The following is a 16,197-nucleotide window of genomic DNA, read 5'->3' as shown; positions in this document are numbered from 1 at the left end:
GTTATAATTACGATATGTTTATAGCTATTCTTGGCCGTCAATCAGAAATCTCTATCGCTGAATTAGAGGCGGTTTACGGTACTAAAAATGTCCAAAAAATCTCCAACCAAGCCGCCACGGTTAATTGCGACAATTTTTCAATTGACAATGTCGGTGGAACGATTAAATGCGGACAAGTCATCACGAAAATAAAGTCGCAAAAATCAGATCACAACACCCTGCTTCAAGCCTCAAAAATTATTGTTGAAAAATACACGAAAAAACTTTCACATAGCCAGAAAAAAATAACGCTTGGAATAAGTTTTTATGGCAATAAAACAGATCCGAGAAACGTCCAAAAAATCGGAATTATCTTAAAAAATAACCTGAAAAAATCTAGTGTCAGTTTGCGTCTAATTCCTAATAAAACTGCCGCTCTGTCCACTGCGACCTCTCACAATAATAAACTCGGCAGGTCTGAGGCGAAAATTGAAATTATCATAGCTAAGAACGTGTATGGAGATTTGATAATCGCTGAAAGTCGTGGTGCTCAAAATATCAATTCGTATACTCAGCGCGACCGCGGACGACCAAAGCGCGATGCCTTCGTGGGAATGCTTCCGCCCAAGCTTGCACAAATTATGATTAACCTATCTGGCGCAAAACCTAACGATTACCTCTGGGATCCGTTCTGTGGCACAGGAACGGTACTACAAGAAGCTGCGCTTATCGGCGTGAATGCTTATGGCAGCGATTTGAGCGATAAGATGATATCTTACACGACTGAAAATATGAACTGGGTGGAAAAAACTTTTTCGACAAACACTTTCTGGCAAGCACATCAGGCCGACGCCACCTCTGTAAAATTAACAGACGAGCAGAAGAAGCGAATTTCTCAAGTTGTTTGCGAAACATATTTAGGTCAGCCGTTTTCCGCTCCGCCAAGCCCAGAAAAACTTCACGAAGTAGTCGGAAATTGTAATCACATAATTAGCGATTTTCTACAAAATATCCATTCGCAAATCCGCCCAGACACGATGCTTTGTATAGCCGTTCCAGCGTGGCAAAATCACGAAGGTAAATTCACCCACCTACCTCTGATAAAAAATCTTAAAAAACTTGGATATCAGCAAATTATCGATAAAAACCTCTTATATTACCGCGAAGATCAAGTTGTTGCCAGAGAAATATTGGCATTAAAACCCGCAGATATAGCCAAAACCGCTTGACAACTGGCTTTATTTTCGATAAACTAGAACAGATTGTTTTATAGAAACTATAAGGAGTAAAGAATGTCAAAGGTTAAAGCTGGTGGTTCTAGTAAGAATATCCACAACAATGCTGGTCAACGTCTTGGCGTTAAGCGATTTGGCGGTCAAAAAGTTTCCGCTGGAGAAGTTCTAGTTCGCCAAACTGGTGCCACAAAGATCGCTGGTGACGGCACATACGTTAGCCGCAATTTCACCATCCACGCTGCAAAAGATGGCGTAGTTGGCTTTAAGTCAGTTAAGAAAACCAAGTTTACTGGCAAATCAGAACGCCGAACGCAAGTTGTTGTTCTTTAATCGGTAAAAACTTTTTATTAAAATAGCTCCGGCAAATACGGAGTTATTTTAATACCAATTACCTTTTTTGATAATATCCTTCACGCTTAATTCCCTCAACATCACCTACGATGTCCCGACGGCGCTTACTAGCTATCGACAAATCATTAACAATTTCATCAATCACCTGAGATATGCTACTTTTGTAGTAGTCTATTCCCCATCTACTGTTCTGTGATTCCGTAATATAACTTCTTATTCTTATTAATTTATCCAACAAGCCACTAGTTGCCTCACTCAGAACCGTATTATTCACACCCATCTGATCTACGTGCTCAGTTAACTTAACTAGAGGCCTACGCTTCTCGTCTTCATTTTCAATCTCACTTTTTAGACCCTCCAGAAGACTATTTATATCATTCTTAAATTTATTCACAGACTCAGCCCTAGAAGCCTCAAGATCTCTAATTCTACCTGACTCAGATGTTATCATCTCTGAGATCGCAGGATTATTCACTGAATACCCAAATGATGCTTTACGCGAGCCACAACGTCACCAATTACAACCTGAGATTTCACCAAATAATCATCAACACCCAAGCTCTCAGCGCGCTCCTTGTCCTTTGGCTGACTAAGCGCCGTCAGCATAATAATCCTCACGTTAGCAGTTTCTGGCGTATTACGAAGAATATCCAAAACATCAAAACCGCTAATCTTTGGCATCATCACATCCAAAAGAATCAAATCTGGATGATATTCAACAGTAGCAGACAGAGCGTCTTCTCCATTGTTAGCCTCTCTGACGTCAAATCCTTCAATCTCCAGCCGCGACCTATAAACCGCAGACAGAGCCATGTCATCCTCAACTAGTAAAATCTTCTTTTTTTGTCCGTTCATACTATCTCCATTTTATGTTGTCCAGCCCAAAAACACAAGCTTTATAACAACTTCGCTTTATCCATCTGCGGATCTACGTTATTATTGACATCATCCGACGAAAGATCAACTTTTACATCAGGTTCTATACCAGTTTTATCTATATTTTTGCCCTTTGGTGTGTACCATCTAGCTTCCGTAACCTTCATTTGCGACCCGCCAGGCAGCCCAAGCACGATCTGCACACTTCCCTTACCGTAACTCTTCTGCCCAACCAGCGTGGCTTTTCCGTATTCACGAAGCGCCCCAGCCGTAATTTCGCTAGCACTGGCACTGTTACCGTTAATAAGCACCACCGTTTTCATATTGCCCAGAATTGGCGTTCCAGTTGTACGCAGCGTTTTAACAATTTCAGAACCCCGTCGCTCGGTCATAGCTATTTGATTGTCTAGCCAAATACCCAATAGCCCTTGAGCAGCTCCAACCGTTCCGCCAGGATTATTCCGTAAGTCCAAAATCACCTTTTTAACACCTTTCTCAACAAACTCCGAAGCGTATTTCCTGGCCAAGCTCACTGTATCATCGCCAAATCGGTTAACTTTCAAAATACCAATTTCTCCATCAATTTCCGACTCTACTGCCGGAGAAACTATATTCTGACGCACTACCGACACCTCATGCGTTTGACCACCGCTTAATAACGTCAATTTAACGGACGTACCAACTTCTCCGCGAATTTTACTCACAACTTTTTCCACTGACCAGTCAGAAGAAGCCTCATCATTCACCTTAACAATCACCTCACCAGCCTTAATTCCCGCCTTCTGAGCTGGACTGTTTTCCAGAGGTTTTATGATAGTTGGCTTATTATTCCTAAGACCAATCTCCGCACCAATTCCACCACCAATTTGACCACTTAATGACTTGTCAAATTCCTTCGTTTCATCAGGATCCATATATACTGTGTGTGGATCGCCAGCCGCTTCGACTAATCCACGATTGGCACCGTAAATTAGCTTTTGAGTATCCAATTTTCCGTCATAATTAGCAATCAGTTCTTGATATGTTTTTTGAACACTAGATAAGTCAATCGTCTTATTTGAAGTTCTAACGCCAAATACCGACGCTACGTTAGCAAACAGTGCATCAGATCGAGCTCCCGCCACAAAACTAACAATAGCCACAATAACAAGCGTCAAAAACCAACTTAATTGCTGTCTTTTTTCTCCCGTAACCATATGCTTATTATACTACAAAACGCCCGTTTAACACGAGCGTTTTTGTGTATCACTATGCTGATTAGAAGTAAACGTATGTCAATCCTGAAGCTGAGCGTGTGTAATGCCTATATAAACCATCCCAGGCAAAGTTATAATCGCTAACGGTAATAGTTCCGTCGCCATTGACGGACTCAACATACATAACGTGTCCATAATATCCAATATTCATCACAGCAGCCGCACCAGCTTTTGGCGTTGAGCCGCTAGAAATACCATAGCGCGCTGCAGTTGACGGCCATTGATTCGCGTTGCCTGCGCCACCAAAATGCGGAACATATCGTCCAGTGCTATGAATTTTCCAAGCCACGTAGCTCACGCATTCACGCGTGTATAGCCCCCATGGATCGACATAAGCGTCGAGTGGAGCACTCGCCCAAGCGCCAGGATAGCCACCGCCGCCAGGTACGCCGCCCGGAATCGAAACATTACTGCCACCAAGAGCTCGTCGGTTAGCAGCAGCCTGTTCTTCTCGCAACTTCGCTACCTCAGAATTACGCTTCTGAGCCAGAGCTGCGTAGTTATTCTGATCGTTTTTCGTATCAGTAATCAGCTTTGCTTTTTCAGATTGCTTAGCTGCCATCGCATTACGCTGCAATTCTTGGTCGCGAAGTGTATTCTCGACAGATTTCTTATTTTCTTCCAGCTTTTTTTGCAAAGATTTAATTTCTTTGATCTTATCATTCAATGAAGTTTTCAAAGAATTACGCTGTTCCTGCTTGTCAATGTAATCGCTAATATTTTTTGAGCTAGCAAGCATCTCCAGTGGCGAAATCTGATCATCAACATACAAATCCGCCAAAATTCGCCCCATTGCTTTACGATTGTGCTTAATTAGCTCTTCGTTCTTTTTTATCTGATCATTAAGACTATTAATCTTCTTTTGGCTATCAGAAATCTGTGTCTGAATAGCTGATATTTGTCCGTTTATCTTATCAAGTTCCGCCTGTAAACTATCAGCCATCTCACCCAAGCGCGAAGCCTCAGAATTATAGTTGTCTGCTTCTTGTTGTTTTGCCTGAATTTCGGCGTTATAGTCGCGAGCTAATACGTGTGATGCCAAGCCAAAAATGCCCGATCCAGCGAGCAATGCAGACATCGCCACCAGAGACGCTCTGCTGACTAATGATGCCGAAACTGGTGTGGTGGACCGTAGTTTCATACGTCTATGTTAGCATAAGCATAATCAGCATGTCAAGGACTTTTACAGCTTAAGATATTTGCGAGTTGCTACCCAAGAAGATGCCACGCCAATTGCCGCGCCGACCAGAATCATACTCAAGAAAACCAGCACGCCGTACATTTTTAGATGATTCAAAAGATTATCGATAGGAATTCCGTATTTTACCATCGGATCATGTGCAAAAATTAACAGCCCATACCCAACCACCGTTGCGATAATTGCCGCGATAAATCCATACATTATGGCCTCAACGATAAACGGACCTCTGATGAAGCTGCGTTCCGCGCCAATCAACTTCATCATCTCAATCTCGTCCTTGCGGTTGAAAATTGCCATACGAATAGTGTTAAAGACCACAAGCGATGAAATCACCACGAAAACAACTGTAGCGATTGAACCGCCGATACTCGCCAATCTCACCCAACTACCAACTGTTTTAATAGCTTGCTGGCGCTCGCCCGAGAATGATGGTTCCCTGTTAGGATCTTTATATTTTTTATACAAATCATCAGTTTTCACAAAATTATTTAATGATTGCTGGTTATTCAGTTCCTTCACAGAAACACGAAGCGTCGCCGACATTTCATTACTAGACTCACGAATCGCCTCGAGCGTGTCTGGATTGTCCTTATATTGCTCAGCTTGCTTTTCGCGCGCTTCTTCTGCGGAAATATACTTAACACTATCGACATTATCTAATTTTTCAATTCGAGATTTAATCGTTTTAATCGTTTTTTCTGGCGTATCACCCTTTAAGTAAATTGACATATCGGCACGCTTGGAGACATTTGAAACAGTGTCAACCAAAACCTGACGCGCTGATAATGTTATAAACACGATAATCAACGTGACGCTCATCACCGCGGTCGCAGCAATCGTTAGCCAGGCATTACGACTAAAGTTATTGATACCATATCGGCACATTCTGACAAACGTCAACCAACCTCTTCGACGCTGACGTATACGGATAGTTTCTTTGTTCTTGTTGGATTTACTAGCTGATTTCATTACTGTTTATAACTCCCTCTCGCCTGATCAGAGGTGATTTTACCATGATCAATTGTAATAACACGTCGCTTCAACTTGTTAACAATCTCCACATTGTGAGTCGTCAAAATAACCGTCGTGCCATACTTGTTAATCTTTTCCAGCAAGCGAACAATATCCCAGCTGTGCTTCGGGTCCAAGTTTCCAGTCGGCTCATCTGCAATCAGAATCTTCGGCTGACGCACCACCGCACGCGCAATCGCTACACGTTGACGTTCACCACCAGAAAGCTGATGAGGAAAATGCTTTTCCTTCCCCTTAAGACCAACCAACTCAATAACCTTCGGCACAGTTGCCTTAATTTCTCGATTTGTCATTCCAGCAATTTCCAGCGCAAACGCCACATTTTCAAACACCGTTCGATTCGGAAGTAACTTAAAATCCTGAAAGACCACGCCAATTTTCCGACGCAACAGCGGAATATGTTTGTCCTTCAAATTGTCATAATCAATTCCGCCAACCACAATTTTTCCAGAGCTTGGCTTTTCTTCGCGAGTCAAAAGCTTTAAAAGTGTCGATTTGCCAGCACCCGACGTGCCAACAATAATCACAAATTCACCAGCGCCAACATGAATGCTTGCTCGGTTCAGCGCCGGCTTGTTACTTTTTCCGTAGTTCTTCGTTACCCTATCTAACAGAATCATTACTAGTATTATAACATAAGCTAAATATTTTTAGAATTAGCATTTTGTTCTAAATACGCCGTGATAAATTCGTCAATATCACCGTCCAAAACACCTTGAGCATTGCGGTTTTCGTGCTTTGTGCGCGTATCTTTAACTAGCGTATATGGATGCAAAACGTAATTTCTAATTTGGCTACCCCAGTTTGCCGATTCGCCAGCCCTAAGATCCGACAAAGTTTCGGCGTGTTGCTCTAATTTCATCGCTAGCAATTTTGACCGCAAAATCTTCAACGCCGTTTCTTTATTCTGAATCTGCGAGCGCTCATTCTGAATAGCCACCGTAATTCCCGTCAGCTCATGCGTCACCCGAACCGCCGAATCCGTCGTATTTACACCTTGACCGCCCTTGCCGCCCGAACGATAGACGTCAATTCTTAAGTCATTCGGGTCAATTGATATTTCATCGGGCGCGTCAATTTTCGGCAAAACCTCGACAAGCGCAAAACTAGTCTGCCGCAAGTTGTCCGCATTAAACGGACTTAATCGCACCAAACGATGCACGCCATTTTCCGACCGCAGTTTTCCATAAGCAAAAGATCCAGAAATCTCCAAAACGACCGTTTTAATTCCAGCGTCGTCATTTGTTGAGCGTTCCAGCATATCAACCTTCATTCCAGATTTTTCCGCCCAGCGCAAATACATTCGCTCCAACATTGCCGCAAAATCCTGAGCGTCCAGTCCGCCAACTCCAGCAGAAATACGCATAATTGCCGAGCGATTGTCATATTCGCCAGAGAATAACAAATCGGTTTTATGGCTCTCAAAACTCTTCTCAATCGCTTCAACTTGCGCTTGGAATTCTGGCAACAAATCGTCATCGCCAAGCTCCATCAGCTCCACCATATCACCAACCTGCACCGTCAAAGTCTGCCAAGGCTCGACGGTCTGACGAAGGCTGGCGGCCTGTTTCGTTAATTCTTGGGCGTAATCAGGATTATTCCAAATTTCTGGCTGGTTTAATTGATCGTCCAGTTCCGCCAATTTCTGCTCCAAATCAGAAAACTTCAGCGCTTTTTTAGCCTGTTCAATTTCTTTTTCTAATTCACCAATTTTCTTTTTTAGCGGTTGCATATATTTTATTGTACCATTTTTCAGCGCTCAATTCTCTGTTAAAATAAAAAGATGGATAAAGATATTGAGAAAATTCTATTTACAAACGAAGAAATAAAAACGGCAGTTCAGAAACTTGGGAAAAAATTGACCGAGGATTATCACGATAAAAATCCTGTTGTCGTGGGCATTTTACGCGGCGCAGCGCCGTTTATGATCGACTTGATACAAGCGATGGATTGCTATATGGAAATTGACTTCATGGCAGTCTCCAGCTACGGCGACGACACAAAATCTTCTGGATCTGTAAAAATTATCAAAGATTTGGACACCGACGTAACGGATAGGCATGTGTTGATAGTTGAGGACATAATTGACAGCGGTCGAACCGCCCAAGCGCTAAGAGATTTATTTGCCGCAAAAAATGCTGCGTCGGTAAAAATATGCTCGCTATTAGACAAACCAGCACGGCGCGAAGTTGATGCAAAAGCCGACTATGTAGGTATTGACACGCCGAATGAATTTGTCGTTGGCTACGGTCTGGATTTTCGCCAGCAATATCGCAACTTACCATACATCGGCGTCTTAAAACCAGAAGTTTATCAAGATTAAAGTTCTTCTACGGCGGCGACAAATTGCTCACCACGATCAGAATAGCCCTTAAACATATCAAAGCTGGCAGCGGCCGGGCTAAGAATCACCACGTCGCCAGATTGCGCTTTATTTTTGGCTAATTTGGCAACTTCTTTCATTCCTGTCATATTCAATTGGACAATTTCGCAATCAATTTTTTCTTCCCTTAAAACTTCCCTAATTTCATCCGCGTTAGCGCCATTGATAATTATCAGTCGCACGTTTTGCCCGGCAATTTCTTTTGCTAGTTCAGAATAGTCCGCGCCTTTATCCGAACCGCCCAAAATCAAAATTTTCGGCTCCATAAAAGCTTTTAATGCCGCAATCGCACTGCCTGGAGTTGTCGAAATACTGTCATCGTAATATTTCACGCCGTATTTTTCAGCAACAAACTTCAGCCGATGTGGTAACCCCGTAAACTCGCTAAGCCCCCTCTTTATCTCATCATCCGACACGTTCGGCAAAATCGATTTCACTGCCGCTATCGCCGCGCACGCATTGTCAATATTATGTTTCCCCGGCAAGTGAATCGCAGAAGTTATATCGTCCGAGAGAACAAATGGATATTCCTTTTTCTGCGCCAAACTCGCATCTGCAATCGACGAACTAAACTCATTTTGAGAATTATAGACAACATAATCGTCAGCGGTTTGAGACTTAGTAATATTCGCTTTTGCCGCCAAATAGTCATTAAAATCAGCGTGAACATTCAAGTGATCAGGCTCAATCATCAGCACCACGGCAACGTGCGGAGATTTCTGCAAATCCCACAATTGAAAACTGGACAATTCGTAAACAACGATGTCGTTTTTCTCAATTTTCGGCAAAATATCCAAAGCTGGCACGCCAATATTCCCCACCAAATGAACGGTTTTACCTGTCGCGCGCAAAATCGACGAGATAAAACTACACGTCGTTCCCTTGCCTTTTGTGCCAGTCACGCCAATTATAGTCGCTGGGCAATTGGCGAAAAACTCATTTGTCGCCGACCAGATTCGACCGCTAGTCTTTATCTTTTTTGGCGGAAGACTTGGCGACCTAACGATTAAATCTGCATCTTCCAGTCCCGAAAATTCCGCCTGATAAGCCACATTTTCCGGCAAATTATCTACTTTTTCACGCTCGTCCGCCACTAAAAAATCAGCTTCCGGAAACTTCTCTCGAAAATAACGCAAATTAGATTGACCTTCAACACCAAAACCAGCAATGACAATTTTCATAACCTGATTATATCACGGGCAATTTACGATTACACCCTAGAACAACTTGTCGAGCTTATCGTACAGCTTTGTTAATAGCTCTTTTTCTTCCGAAGTAACTGCCGCCAACGTCCATGTGTTGGATGCAAAAAATTGACGAGCCGTTTCAATCAACTGGTCAGGAGTTACCGCCAAAATAGAATCTGGAACGGCGGCATAATCTCTCACGAAATCATCAGCAAAATATCGTCCTATGTAGAAATTGCTTACTTGTCCGACAGTTTGAGCGCCCATTTGATAACGACCCAACGAATACGATTTCACACTCTCCAAATCTTCTTCAGAAATAGATCCAGCCAAAACCTTCTTCAACTCTCTCACGATAATATCAAAGAGCTTTTCTGCGGTTTCGACATTTACTTGTCCGCCAAAATCCCAAGCCGAATCGTAAAAACCAATCGACGTATCACTAAAAATGCCATACGCCAGGCCTTTTTTACGAGCTGCGCCAAAAATCCTCGAGCTCATCGTTCCAGTCAGAATGTGGTTCAATGCGTTCATAGCCGTGACTTCTTCATCACTTAACTCGCGCGGAATCATCATTGACCAGCCAAACGTCAAATTCGTCGCCTCTTTTCGTCTGACTAAAACCGGATTAGCCCTGCGCGGCTCATCACGCGGAATAACGAATCGCTCGCCCGTCTCTAATTGCCAGCCCTCAAGGTGTTCTTTAATAGCCGCTTTTCGTCCAGCCATTTTTCCAGCCACCACAAACCGCATATTCTTCAAAGTATGCGTTCGCTTGTGATGATTTTTAATGTCTTTCAGTTCAATATTAGCAATTGTTTTTAGACGCTGATTATATGTCAAAATATCTTCACCCAGCGCCTGCTGAATACGCGGCCACATCACGCGATTGTGATTGTTAAGATAACCAGTCAATTCAGAGCGAACATTTCCCTTTTCCGCCTCAAGCTCATCAGCGTTGAATCGTGGCGTTGTAATAGCCAACCTCTGAAGCTCCAAAATCCTATCCCACTCAAAATCCGCACAAATCGCTTCATAAACCATTGAATAGTCAGAAGTGTAAGCGTTGTGATAAGCGCCGTTCTTAGTAAATTCTTGCTCGTAATTGTGCTCCGAACGAAACTTTTCATTCGCACCAAACGCCATATGCTCCATAATGTGAGCTGTTTCGTAAATATCTTTATTCAGAACATAGCGATTGCCAGCCCTGAACTGCACCTGAAAACTCATTACCGTAGCATCTGGAACGTCAATCAACAAGCCGCGCGCACCATTCTTCAGTCTAATTTCCTCAACTGTATGTTTCATTGCCTAATTCTCTGATTATTTACGATTTTTCTTACGGTTCTGTCGCTGAGTCTTTTTCTTCTTTCGAGCTTGATTCTTCGCACGATTTGATTCCGCGCTAGTCTTGCCCTTTTTCACAGAGAAGTCATCGTCGCGATTTTCCTCGCCCGAACCAATTTCATTTACGCCACGCTCAACGGCATTTTCCGCCAACCTAGTTAGCTCGGTGTCATATTCGTCATCTTGAGATTGACGGACTGTAGCGTCGGCTTTATGAATATTAAATATCGTTGCCAGAACTTCATCGCGGAGATTAGCCTGTAAACTCTCAAACAACTTCTGGGATTCTGATCGATATTCCACCAAAGGATCCCGCTGCCCAACACTTCGCCAGTGAATTCCCTCGCGCAAATGTTGCATATTTTCCAAGTGCTGCATCCACAATGTATCCAGCACCGCCATGTAAACTTCGCGCTCAACTCCACGCAAATTATCAGCGCCAATCTCACGTTCTTTCTCTGCGTAAGCTTCTTCAGCCAACTCCAGCGCCTTCTCATAGCGCAAACGATCTTTCTTTTCCTTACCAACCTTTTCAATTTTTTCCTCATCAACCGGGAAAATAACCGAGAAATCCTCGACAAACTTTGGATTATTCTTTGATGGAAGAGTTGTCAATTCGTGAACTTTAGCTCGCAACAATCGCTCAATTTCTGGCTTAATATTATCGCCTTCCAAAATCCTACGTCGCATTACATAAACAACTCGACGATGGCGATTAATGACATTATCGTATTGAACAACATTTTTGCGCGTATCAAAATTGTAGCCTTCAACTCGCTTCTGCGCCGCTTCCAATGTTTTCGATACGGCGCGAGTTCTGATTGGTGTGTCATCATCAACGCCCAGCCTATCCATCAACGACGCAATTCGCTCACCCTGAAAAATTCGCATCAAATCATCTTCGGTCGAAACGTAAAACTGAGTCTCGCCTGGATCGCCCTGGCGTCCGCCACGACCGCGCAACTGATTGTCAATTCGGCGTGATTCATGTCGCTCTGAACCGATAACAACCAAGCCACCAAGCTCCTTTACTCCCTCACCCAACTTAATGTCGGTACCACGGCCGGCAATATTTGTAGCCAAAGTAATTGCGCCTTTTTCACCGGCTTTCGCAACAATCGCAGCCTCACGCTCATTGTTCTTAGCGTTCAGAATCTCAAATTTAATACCTTCTTTTTCCAAATATTTGGCAATTTGCTCGTTCTTTTCAATAGAACCAGAGCCAACCAGAACAGGACGACCTTGCTTGTGGTAATCCTTAATCGCCTCAGCGACAGCTTTCAGTTTGGCCTTTTCAGTCTTGAAAATCAGATCTTCCTTATCCTCGCGAATAACTGGCTTGTTCGGTGGAATTTGGATAACATCAAGTGAATAAATTTGTTGAAACTCTTCGGCTTCAGTGAACGCCGTACCAGTCATACCGCTCAATTTATTGTACAGACGGAAATAATTCTGGAAGGAAATTGTCGCCAAGGTCATACTCTCTTCCAGCACAGGAACACCTTCTTTTGCCTCAATTGCCTGATGTAAGCCTTCGTTGTAACGGCGGCCCTGCATCAAACGACCAGTATGCTCGTCAACAATAATCACTTCACCGTCGTTGGTTACAACATAATCCTTGTCGCGCTTGAACAATGTCTGTGCTCTTAATGCTTGGTCCATGTGATAAACACTGCGCACGTGATCTGGTGTGTACAAGTTTTTTATTCCCAACAATTTCTGAACTTTTTCAACACCTTCATCAGTCAAAGCAACACTTCGGCGCTTCTCATCCAAAACGTAATCTTCCGGAACCAACTTCGCGGCGATTTTAGCAAACGTGTAATAATTGTCAGGATTTTCAGCCGCTGGAGCAGAGATAATAAGTGGCGTACGAGCTTCGTCGATCAGGATTGAGTCAACCTCGTCAACGATTGCAAAGTTCAATTCACGCTGCCTGAGCAAATCGACATCATTAACCATGTTATCGCGCAAATAGTCAAAGCCAAACTCGTTGTTAGTTCCGTACGTAATGTCCGCAGCATAAGCTTCCTTACGCGAAACTGGACGAAGCTTGCGCATTCGAGGATCGTCGTGATGCTCATTGTCGTAATCTTTATCATAAACAAATGACGCCTCATTGATAATCACACCAGTAGTCAGACCTAGGAAATCATATACTTGACCCATCCAACCAGCGTCGCGCTGCGCCAAATAGTCGTTAACCGTCACCACGTGAACACCCTTGCCCTCCAAAGCATTCAAGTAAGTTGGCAGCGTCGCCACAAGAGTCTTACCTTCACCAGTTTTCATCTCGGCAACGTTACCCTCATGAAGAACCATACCGCCAATTAGCTGCACGTCATACGGACGCTCGCCAATCACACGCTTAGCAGCTTCCCTTGCCACGGCAAACGCATCCGGCAAAATCGTATCAAGCGTCACATTCTTCTTCGACAAACGCTTTTTAAGCTCATCAGTTTGCGCCCGAAGCTCCTTGTCGGACATTTTTTCATATTTGTCATTCAGACCGTTAATAACGTCAACTTGCTTACGCAATCGTTTCAAAATCTTCTTCTGTGGATCGCCAAAAATCTTACTCAGCGCTTTTTGTTGTGTAATTGCCATAAACCTTAAAACTCCCTCACTTTCAGGCATTTTCAAAAACTTCTTTTATTATAACTTTTTTCAGACAATTTGAAAAGAAAAAGCGCCCAGAATCTGAACGCTTTTCTGCTAATTTCATCTATCAATTATTTTCGACCGAAAGTTTGCTTCAGCTTCGCCAAAATTCCGCGACTTCCGCCAACGTGAGCCAACACATCGTCTTTATACTTACGAACTTGACCATTCAACCTAGCTTCAACGATATCCACCGCAGCCAAAACGTTCATGGTTGAATCCTTAGCTACAATTTTCTTATCTGGCACATTGATAATTACTTCAACTTCATACTTGTTGCCGCCAGGATTGTCAATCTGCCTAATCTTAACGTCTGCAGATGCACTCTTTCGGGCATGTCGCGGCAAGTATTTACCTAACGAACCAATTTTCCTTTCAACATATTTTTTTGTTGTAGCGTTCAGCTCATATTTAACGCCAGTAATTGTAATATCCTTAATCATTTTTCCTCCTACTAACTAATACGCTCTTATTATATCACGTCACGACCATTCATATATGGACGCAGTACCTCTGGGACGGTCAAAGTTCCATCTGGATTCTGGAAATTCTCCAAAATCACTACCAGTGAGCGAGCCAACGATACCGCAGTTCCATTCAACGTATGAACAGATTCAATTGTACCGTTTTCTCGGCGGATTCGAATATTTAAACCACGAGCTTGATAATCAGTACAGTTCGAACAACTCGTCAGTTCACGATAAGTTTGATCAACTGGCGACCAATATTCAATGTCGTACTTCTTCGCAGCCGGCGCACCCAAATCGCCCGCCGCAATATTAACCACGTGATAAGAAATCCCAATTTGCTGCCAAAGCGCCTCTTCAACGCTAAGAATTTTCTCATGAATTTCTTTAGATTGCTCAGGCAAACAAAACGCATACATTTCCAGTTTATTAAATTGGTGAACCCGGAACAGACCACGCGTGTGCTTGCCGTACGTTCCCGCCTCTTTTCGATAGCAAGGACTATATCCAGCATACAGCAATGGCAGATCTTTTTCGTCCAAAATTTCGTCCGCGTGGTAGCCAGTTAATGGCATTTCCGCCGTACCAATTAGCGTCAAATCTTCACCGTCAACTACATATTCGTTGCTGCCCTCGCCCTTCGGAGTAAAACCTGCGCCCTCAGCTGTTCGCAAATTGACCATATGCGGCACGGTCATAAATGTGAAGCCCTGCTTTGTTACGTAATCCAAAGCAAATTGAGTTACGGCATTTTCCAATAAAGCCAAATCGCCCTTCAAATAATAAAACTTCGCGCCAGCCACCTTAGCGCCACGCTCAAAGTCCACCCAGCCGCGACTTACAGCGTAATCCAAATGGTCTTTTGCGCCAGTTTTACAATCGCCATAAACTTTTACTTCAACGGAATCTTCTTCGCCACCCAGAGGCACGTCGTCAAAAGTGATGTTTGGGACGTTTTTAAGAATTGCCGCAACTTTTTCCTCGGTCGACTTCAAATAGCTCTCACGCTCTGCCAGCTCAACTTTCAATTGCTTGCCCTGATCAATCAACTCTTGGTCTGGTCGGCCGCCTTTCATTTTCGCTGAAATAACATTGCGCTGTTCGCGTAGCGCTTCAACCTGCTTCTGCAAATCGCGGCGCTCATCATCTAATTGCAACAATGCCGCAATATCAACTTTATAGCCTTTATCGTTTGCCGACTTTTGCACCAAATCGACATTTTCTCGGATGAACTTAATGTCTAACATATCTTCATTATATAACAATTCTGAATAAAAATAGCCTCAAGAGCAGTTGAAATACTGCTAAATTTATCTCTTTTAAACGTGAGAAATCACTCCAACACCAAGCATAGCCAATAACACCAAACCTAATGCGAATCGATAAATTATGAATGGTCGGAAATTATTACTCTGAATAAACTTCAATAACCACGACACGGCCAAATAGCCGACACCGAATGAGATTACCGTGGCAACTATAGTTGGAGTCCAGCCAACGCCGCCAGAAATGTGTTTATATTCGGTAGCGACTTCCAATAGTCCTGCTGCGACTAGTGCTGGAATACCCAAGAAGAAACTTAATTTCGTAACCGACACGCGGTCAAATCCACGGAATAAACCGACTGAAATTGTTGCGCCAGAACGGCTAACTCCTGGAATGAGCGATAAGCACTGCCCCGCGCCAATAGCCAGAGTGTCTTTCCAGCTCGTCTCGGCTTCGCCACGCTTGTTATTTACCGCGCGATTGTCAGCTAGCCACATAACAACACTCCAGCCAATCAACCCGAACGCCACAAACCACAAACTGCGCAGAACCGTTTCAACTTCGTGCTTAAATAATAATCCGACAATCGCAATAGGAATTGAGCCGACAATAATTGCCCAACCATATTTATAATCAAACTTTCGACGCGCCCGCTTCCACCATAAACCACGCCACCAAGCCTGCAGGATTCGCCAGATGTCGCTCCAGAAATAAATCACCGCCGCCAAAATTGCTCCGATCTGGATTATCGCCGTAAAAGCCACGACGCTCGGGTCGTCAATTCGCATTCCCATCATTTTCTCGGCAATCGTCAAATGTCCAGTCGAAGAAATTGGTAAGAATTCCGTAATTCCCTCAATTACGCCGAGAATAATTGCTTGCCACCAAGCCACGTCTAAAAATTACCTTTCATCCTTCAAGTGTAGCATTAGCGGTAAAATCATTCAAATGCGTGA

General features: G+C 43.5%; 16 protein-coding genes. 3 read left to right on the top strand and 13 right to left on the bottom strand.

Annotated elements, in window-relative coordinates; genetic code table 11:
* Positions 1–14: 14 nt before the first annotated feature.
* Positions 15–1,208, top strand: a complete 1,194-nt coding sequence (locus tag LRM41_RS00900) for a TRM11 family SAM-dependent methyltransferase (protein ID WP_243819067.1) — start codon at positions 15–17, stop codon at positions 1,206–1,208.
* A gap of 63 nt (positions 1,209–1,271) precedes the next feature.
* Positions 1,272–1,544: a 50S ribosomal protein L27 gene (locus LRM41_RS00895; protein WP_129632482.1), complete on the top strand. Its 273-nt coding sequence runs from the start codon at positions 1,272–1,274 to the stop codon at positions 1,542–1,544.
* 58 nt (positions 1,545–1,602) lie between these two features.
* Here LRM41_RS00895 and LRM41_RS00890 read toward each other — a convergent pair whose 3' ends face one another.
* The 7 genes from LRM41_RS00890 to prfB form a co-directional block, all read right to left on the bottom strand.
* Positions 1,603–2,040, bottom strand: coding sequence for a hypothetical protein (locus tag LRM41_RS00890; protein ID WP_243819066.1), 438 nt, complete (start codon positions 2,038–2,040; stop codon positions 1,603–1,605).
* Positions 2,037–2,420 carry a response regulator gene (locus tag LRM41_RS00885; RefSeq protein WP_243819065.1) on the bottom strand — a complete coding sequence of 128 codons (384 nt, stop codon included), beginning with the start codon at positions 2,418–2,420 and terminating at the stop codon, positions 2,037–2,039. Before LRM41_RS00885 ends, LRM41_RS00890 begins: the two co-directional genes overlap by 4 nt.
* Before the next feature lie 41 nt (positions 2,421–2,461).
* Complete coding sequence (locus LRM41_RS00880) at positions 2,462–3,637, bottom strand: S41 family peptidase (RefSeq protein WP_243819064.1); 1,176 nt, start codon at positions 3,635–3,637, stop codon at positions 2,462–2,464.
* A 61-nt stretch (positions 3,638–3,698) separates the two neighbouring features.
* Entirely contained in the window at positions 3,699–4,838 is a 1,140-nt protein-coding gene (locus tag LRM41_RS00875; RefSeq protein WP_243819063.1) for a CHAP domain-containing protein, read from the bottom strand.
* 42 nt (positions 4,839–4,880) lie between these two features.
* Positions 4,881–5,867 (bottom strand): cell division protein FtsX, encoded by a 987-nt coding sequence (locus LRM41_RS00870; protein ID WP_243819062.1) that lies wholly within the window; start codon positions 5,865–5,867, stop codon positions 4,881–4,883.
* Positions 5,867–6,550: a cell division ATP-binding protein FtsE gene (gene ftsE, locus LRM41_RS00865; RefSeq protein ID WP_129632464.1), complete on the bottom strand. Its 684-nt coding sequence runs from the start codon at positions 6,548–6,550 to the stop codon at positions 5,867–5,869. Before ftsE ends, LRM41_RS00870 begins: the two co-directional genes overlap by 1 nt.
* A 20-nt stretch (positions 6,551–6,570) precedes the next feature.
* Positions 6,571–7,662: a peptide chain release factor 2 gene (prfB, locus tag LRM41_RS00860; protein ID WP_243819061.1), complete on the bottom strand. Its 1,092-nt coding sequence runs from the start codon at positions 7,660–7,662 to the stop codon at positions 6,571–6,573.
* 51 nt (positions 7,663–7,713) lie between these two features.
* Between prfB and hpt the strand changes: the two genes are divergently transcribed.
* Positions 7,714–8,253, top strand: a complete 540-nt coding sequence (hpt, locus tag LRM41_RS00855) for a hypoxanthine phosphoribosyltransferase (protein WP_243819060.1) — start codon at positions 7,714–7,716, stop codon at positions 8,251–8,253.
* Here the strand turns inward: hpt and murD are convergent.
* The 6 genes from murD to LRM41_RS00825 form a co-directional block, all read right to left on the bottom strand.
* Positions 8,250–9,494, bottom strand: coding sequence for a UDP-N-acetylmuramoyl-L-alanine--D-glutamate ligase (murD, locus tag LRM41_RS00850; RefSeq protein WP_243819059.1), 1,245 nt, complete (start codon positions 9,492–9,494; stop codon positions 8,250–8,252). The two genes, hpt and murD, sit on opposite strands and share 4 nt — an antisense overlap.
* Positions 9,495–9,530: 36 nt before the next feature.
* Entirely contained in the window at positions 9,531–10,808 is a 1,278-nt protein-coding gene (locus LRM41_RS00845; RefSeq protein ID WP_243819058.1) for a M16 family metallopeptidase, read from the bottom strand.
* A 15-nt stretch (positions 10,809–10,823) separates the two neighbouring features.
* A complete protein-coding gene (secA, locus tag LRM41_RS00840; protein WP_243819057.1) occupies positions 10,824–13,454 on the bottom strand; it encodes a preprotein translocase subunit SecA in 2,631 nt (876 codons plus the stop codon).
* A gap of 125 nt (positions 13,455–13,579) precedes the next feature.
* Entirely contained in the window at positions 13,580–13,951 is a 372-nt protein-coding gene (gene hpf / locus LRM41_RS00835) for a ribosome hibernation-promoting factor, HPF/YfiA family (RefSeq protein WP_129636610.1), read from the bottom strand.
* A gap of 29 nt (positions 13,952–13,980) precedes the next feature.
* Positions 13,981–15,222: a serine--tRNA ligase gene (gene serS, locus LRM41_RS00830; protein ID WP_243819056.1), complete on the bottom strand. Its 1,242-nt coding sequence runs from the start codon at positions 15,220–15,222 to the stop codon at positions 13,981–13,983.
* Positions 15,223–15,294: 72 nt separating this feature from the next.
* Positions 15,295–16,134, bottom strand: a complete 840-nt coding sequence (locus tag LRM41_RS00825; RefSeq protein ID WP_243819055.1) for an undecaprenyl-diphosphate phosphatase — start codon at positions 16,132–16,134, stop codon at positions 15,295–15,297.
* Between the last annotated feature and the right edge of the window lie 63 nt (positions 16,135–16,197).

Origin of the sequence: Candidatus Nanosynbacter sp. TM7-087 (genome assembly GCF_022828365.1) — a bacterium.
Lineage (GTDB): Bacteria > Patescibacteriota > Saccharimonadia > Saccharimonadales > Saccharimonadaceae > Nanosynbacter.
Note: the sequence above shows the minus strand (reverse complement) of the source record. Positions and strands in the feature narration are given on the sequence as shown.

Bases quoted from the DNA above. Each gene is read 5' to 3' on its own strand.
- LRM41_RS00900 (WP_243819067.1), top strand. From the start codon at position 15: ATGTTTATAGCTATTCTTGGCCGTCAATCAGAAATCTCTATCGCTGAA.
- LRM41_RS00895 (WP_129632482.1), top strand. From the start codon at position 1,272: ATGTCAAAGGTTAAAGCTGGTGGTTCTAGTAAGAATATCCACAACAAT.
- LRM41_RS00885 (WP_243819065.1), bottom strand. From the start codon at position 2,420: ATGAACGGACAAAAAAAGAAGATTTTACTAGTTGAGGATGACATGGCT.
- LRM41_RS00880 (WP_243819064.1), bottom strand. From the start codon at position 3,637: ATGGTTACGGGAGAAAAAAGACAGCAATTAAGTTGGTTTTTGACGCTT.
- LRM41_RS00875 (WP_243819063.1), bottom strand. From the start codon at position 4,838: ATGAAACTACGGTCCACCACACCAGTTTCGGCATCATTAGTCAGCAGA.
- LRM41_RS00870 (WP_243819062.1), bottom strand. From the start codon at position 5,867: ATGAAATCAGCTAGTAAATCCAACAAGAACAAAGAAACTATCCGTATA.
- ftsE (WP_129632464.1), bottom strand. From the start codon at position 6,550: ATGATTCTGTTAGATAGGGTAACGAAGAACTACGGAAAAAGTAACAAG.
- prfB (WP_243819061.1), bottom strand. From the start codon at position 7,662: ATGCAACCGCTAAAAAAGAAAATTGGTGAATTAGAAAAAGAAATTGAA.
- hpt (WP_243819060.1), top strand. From the start codon at position 7,714: ATGGATAAAGATATTGAGAAAATTCTATTTACAAACGAAGAAATAAAA.
- murD (WP_243819059.1), bottom strand. From the start codon at position 9,494: ATGAAAATTGTCATTGCTGGTTTTGGTGTTGAAGGTCAATCTAATTTG.
- LRM41_RS00845 (WP_243819058.1), bottom strand. From the start codon at position 10,808: ATGAAACATACAGTTGAGGAAATTAGACTGAAGAATGGTGCGCGCGGC.
- secA (WP_243819057.1), bottom strand. From the start codon at position 13,454: ATGGCAATTACACAACAAAAAGCGCTGAGTAAGATTTTTGGCGATCCA.
- hpf (WP_129636610.1), bottom strand. From the start codon at position 13,951: ATGATTAAGGATATTACAATTACTGGCGTTAAATATGAGCTGAACGCT.
- serS (WP_243819056.1), bottom strand. From the start codon at position 15,222: ATGTTAGACATTAAGTTCATCCGAGAAAATGTCGATTTGGTGCAAAAG.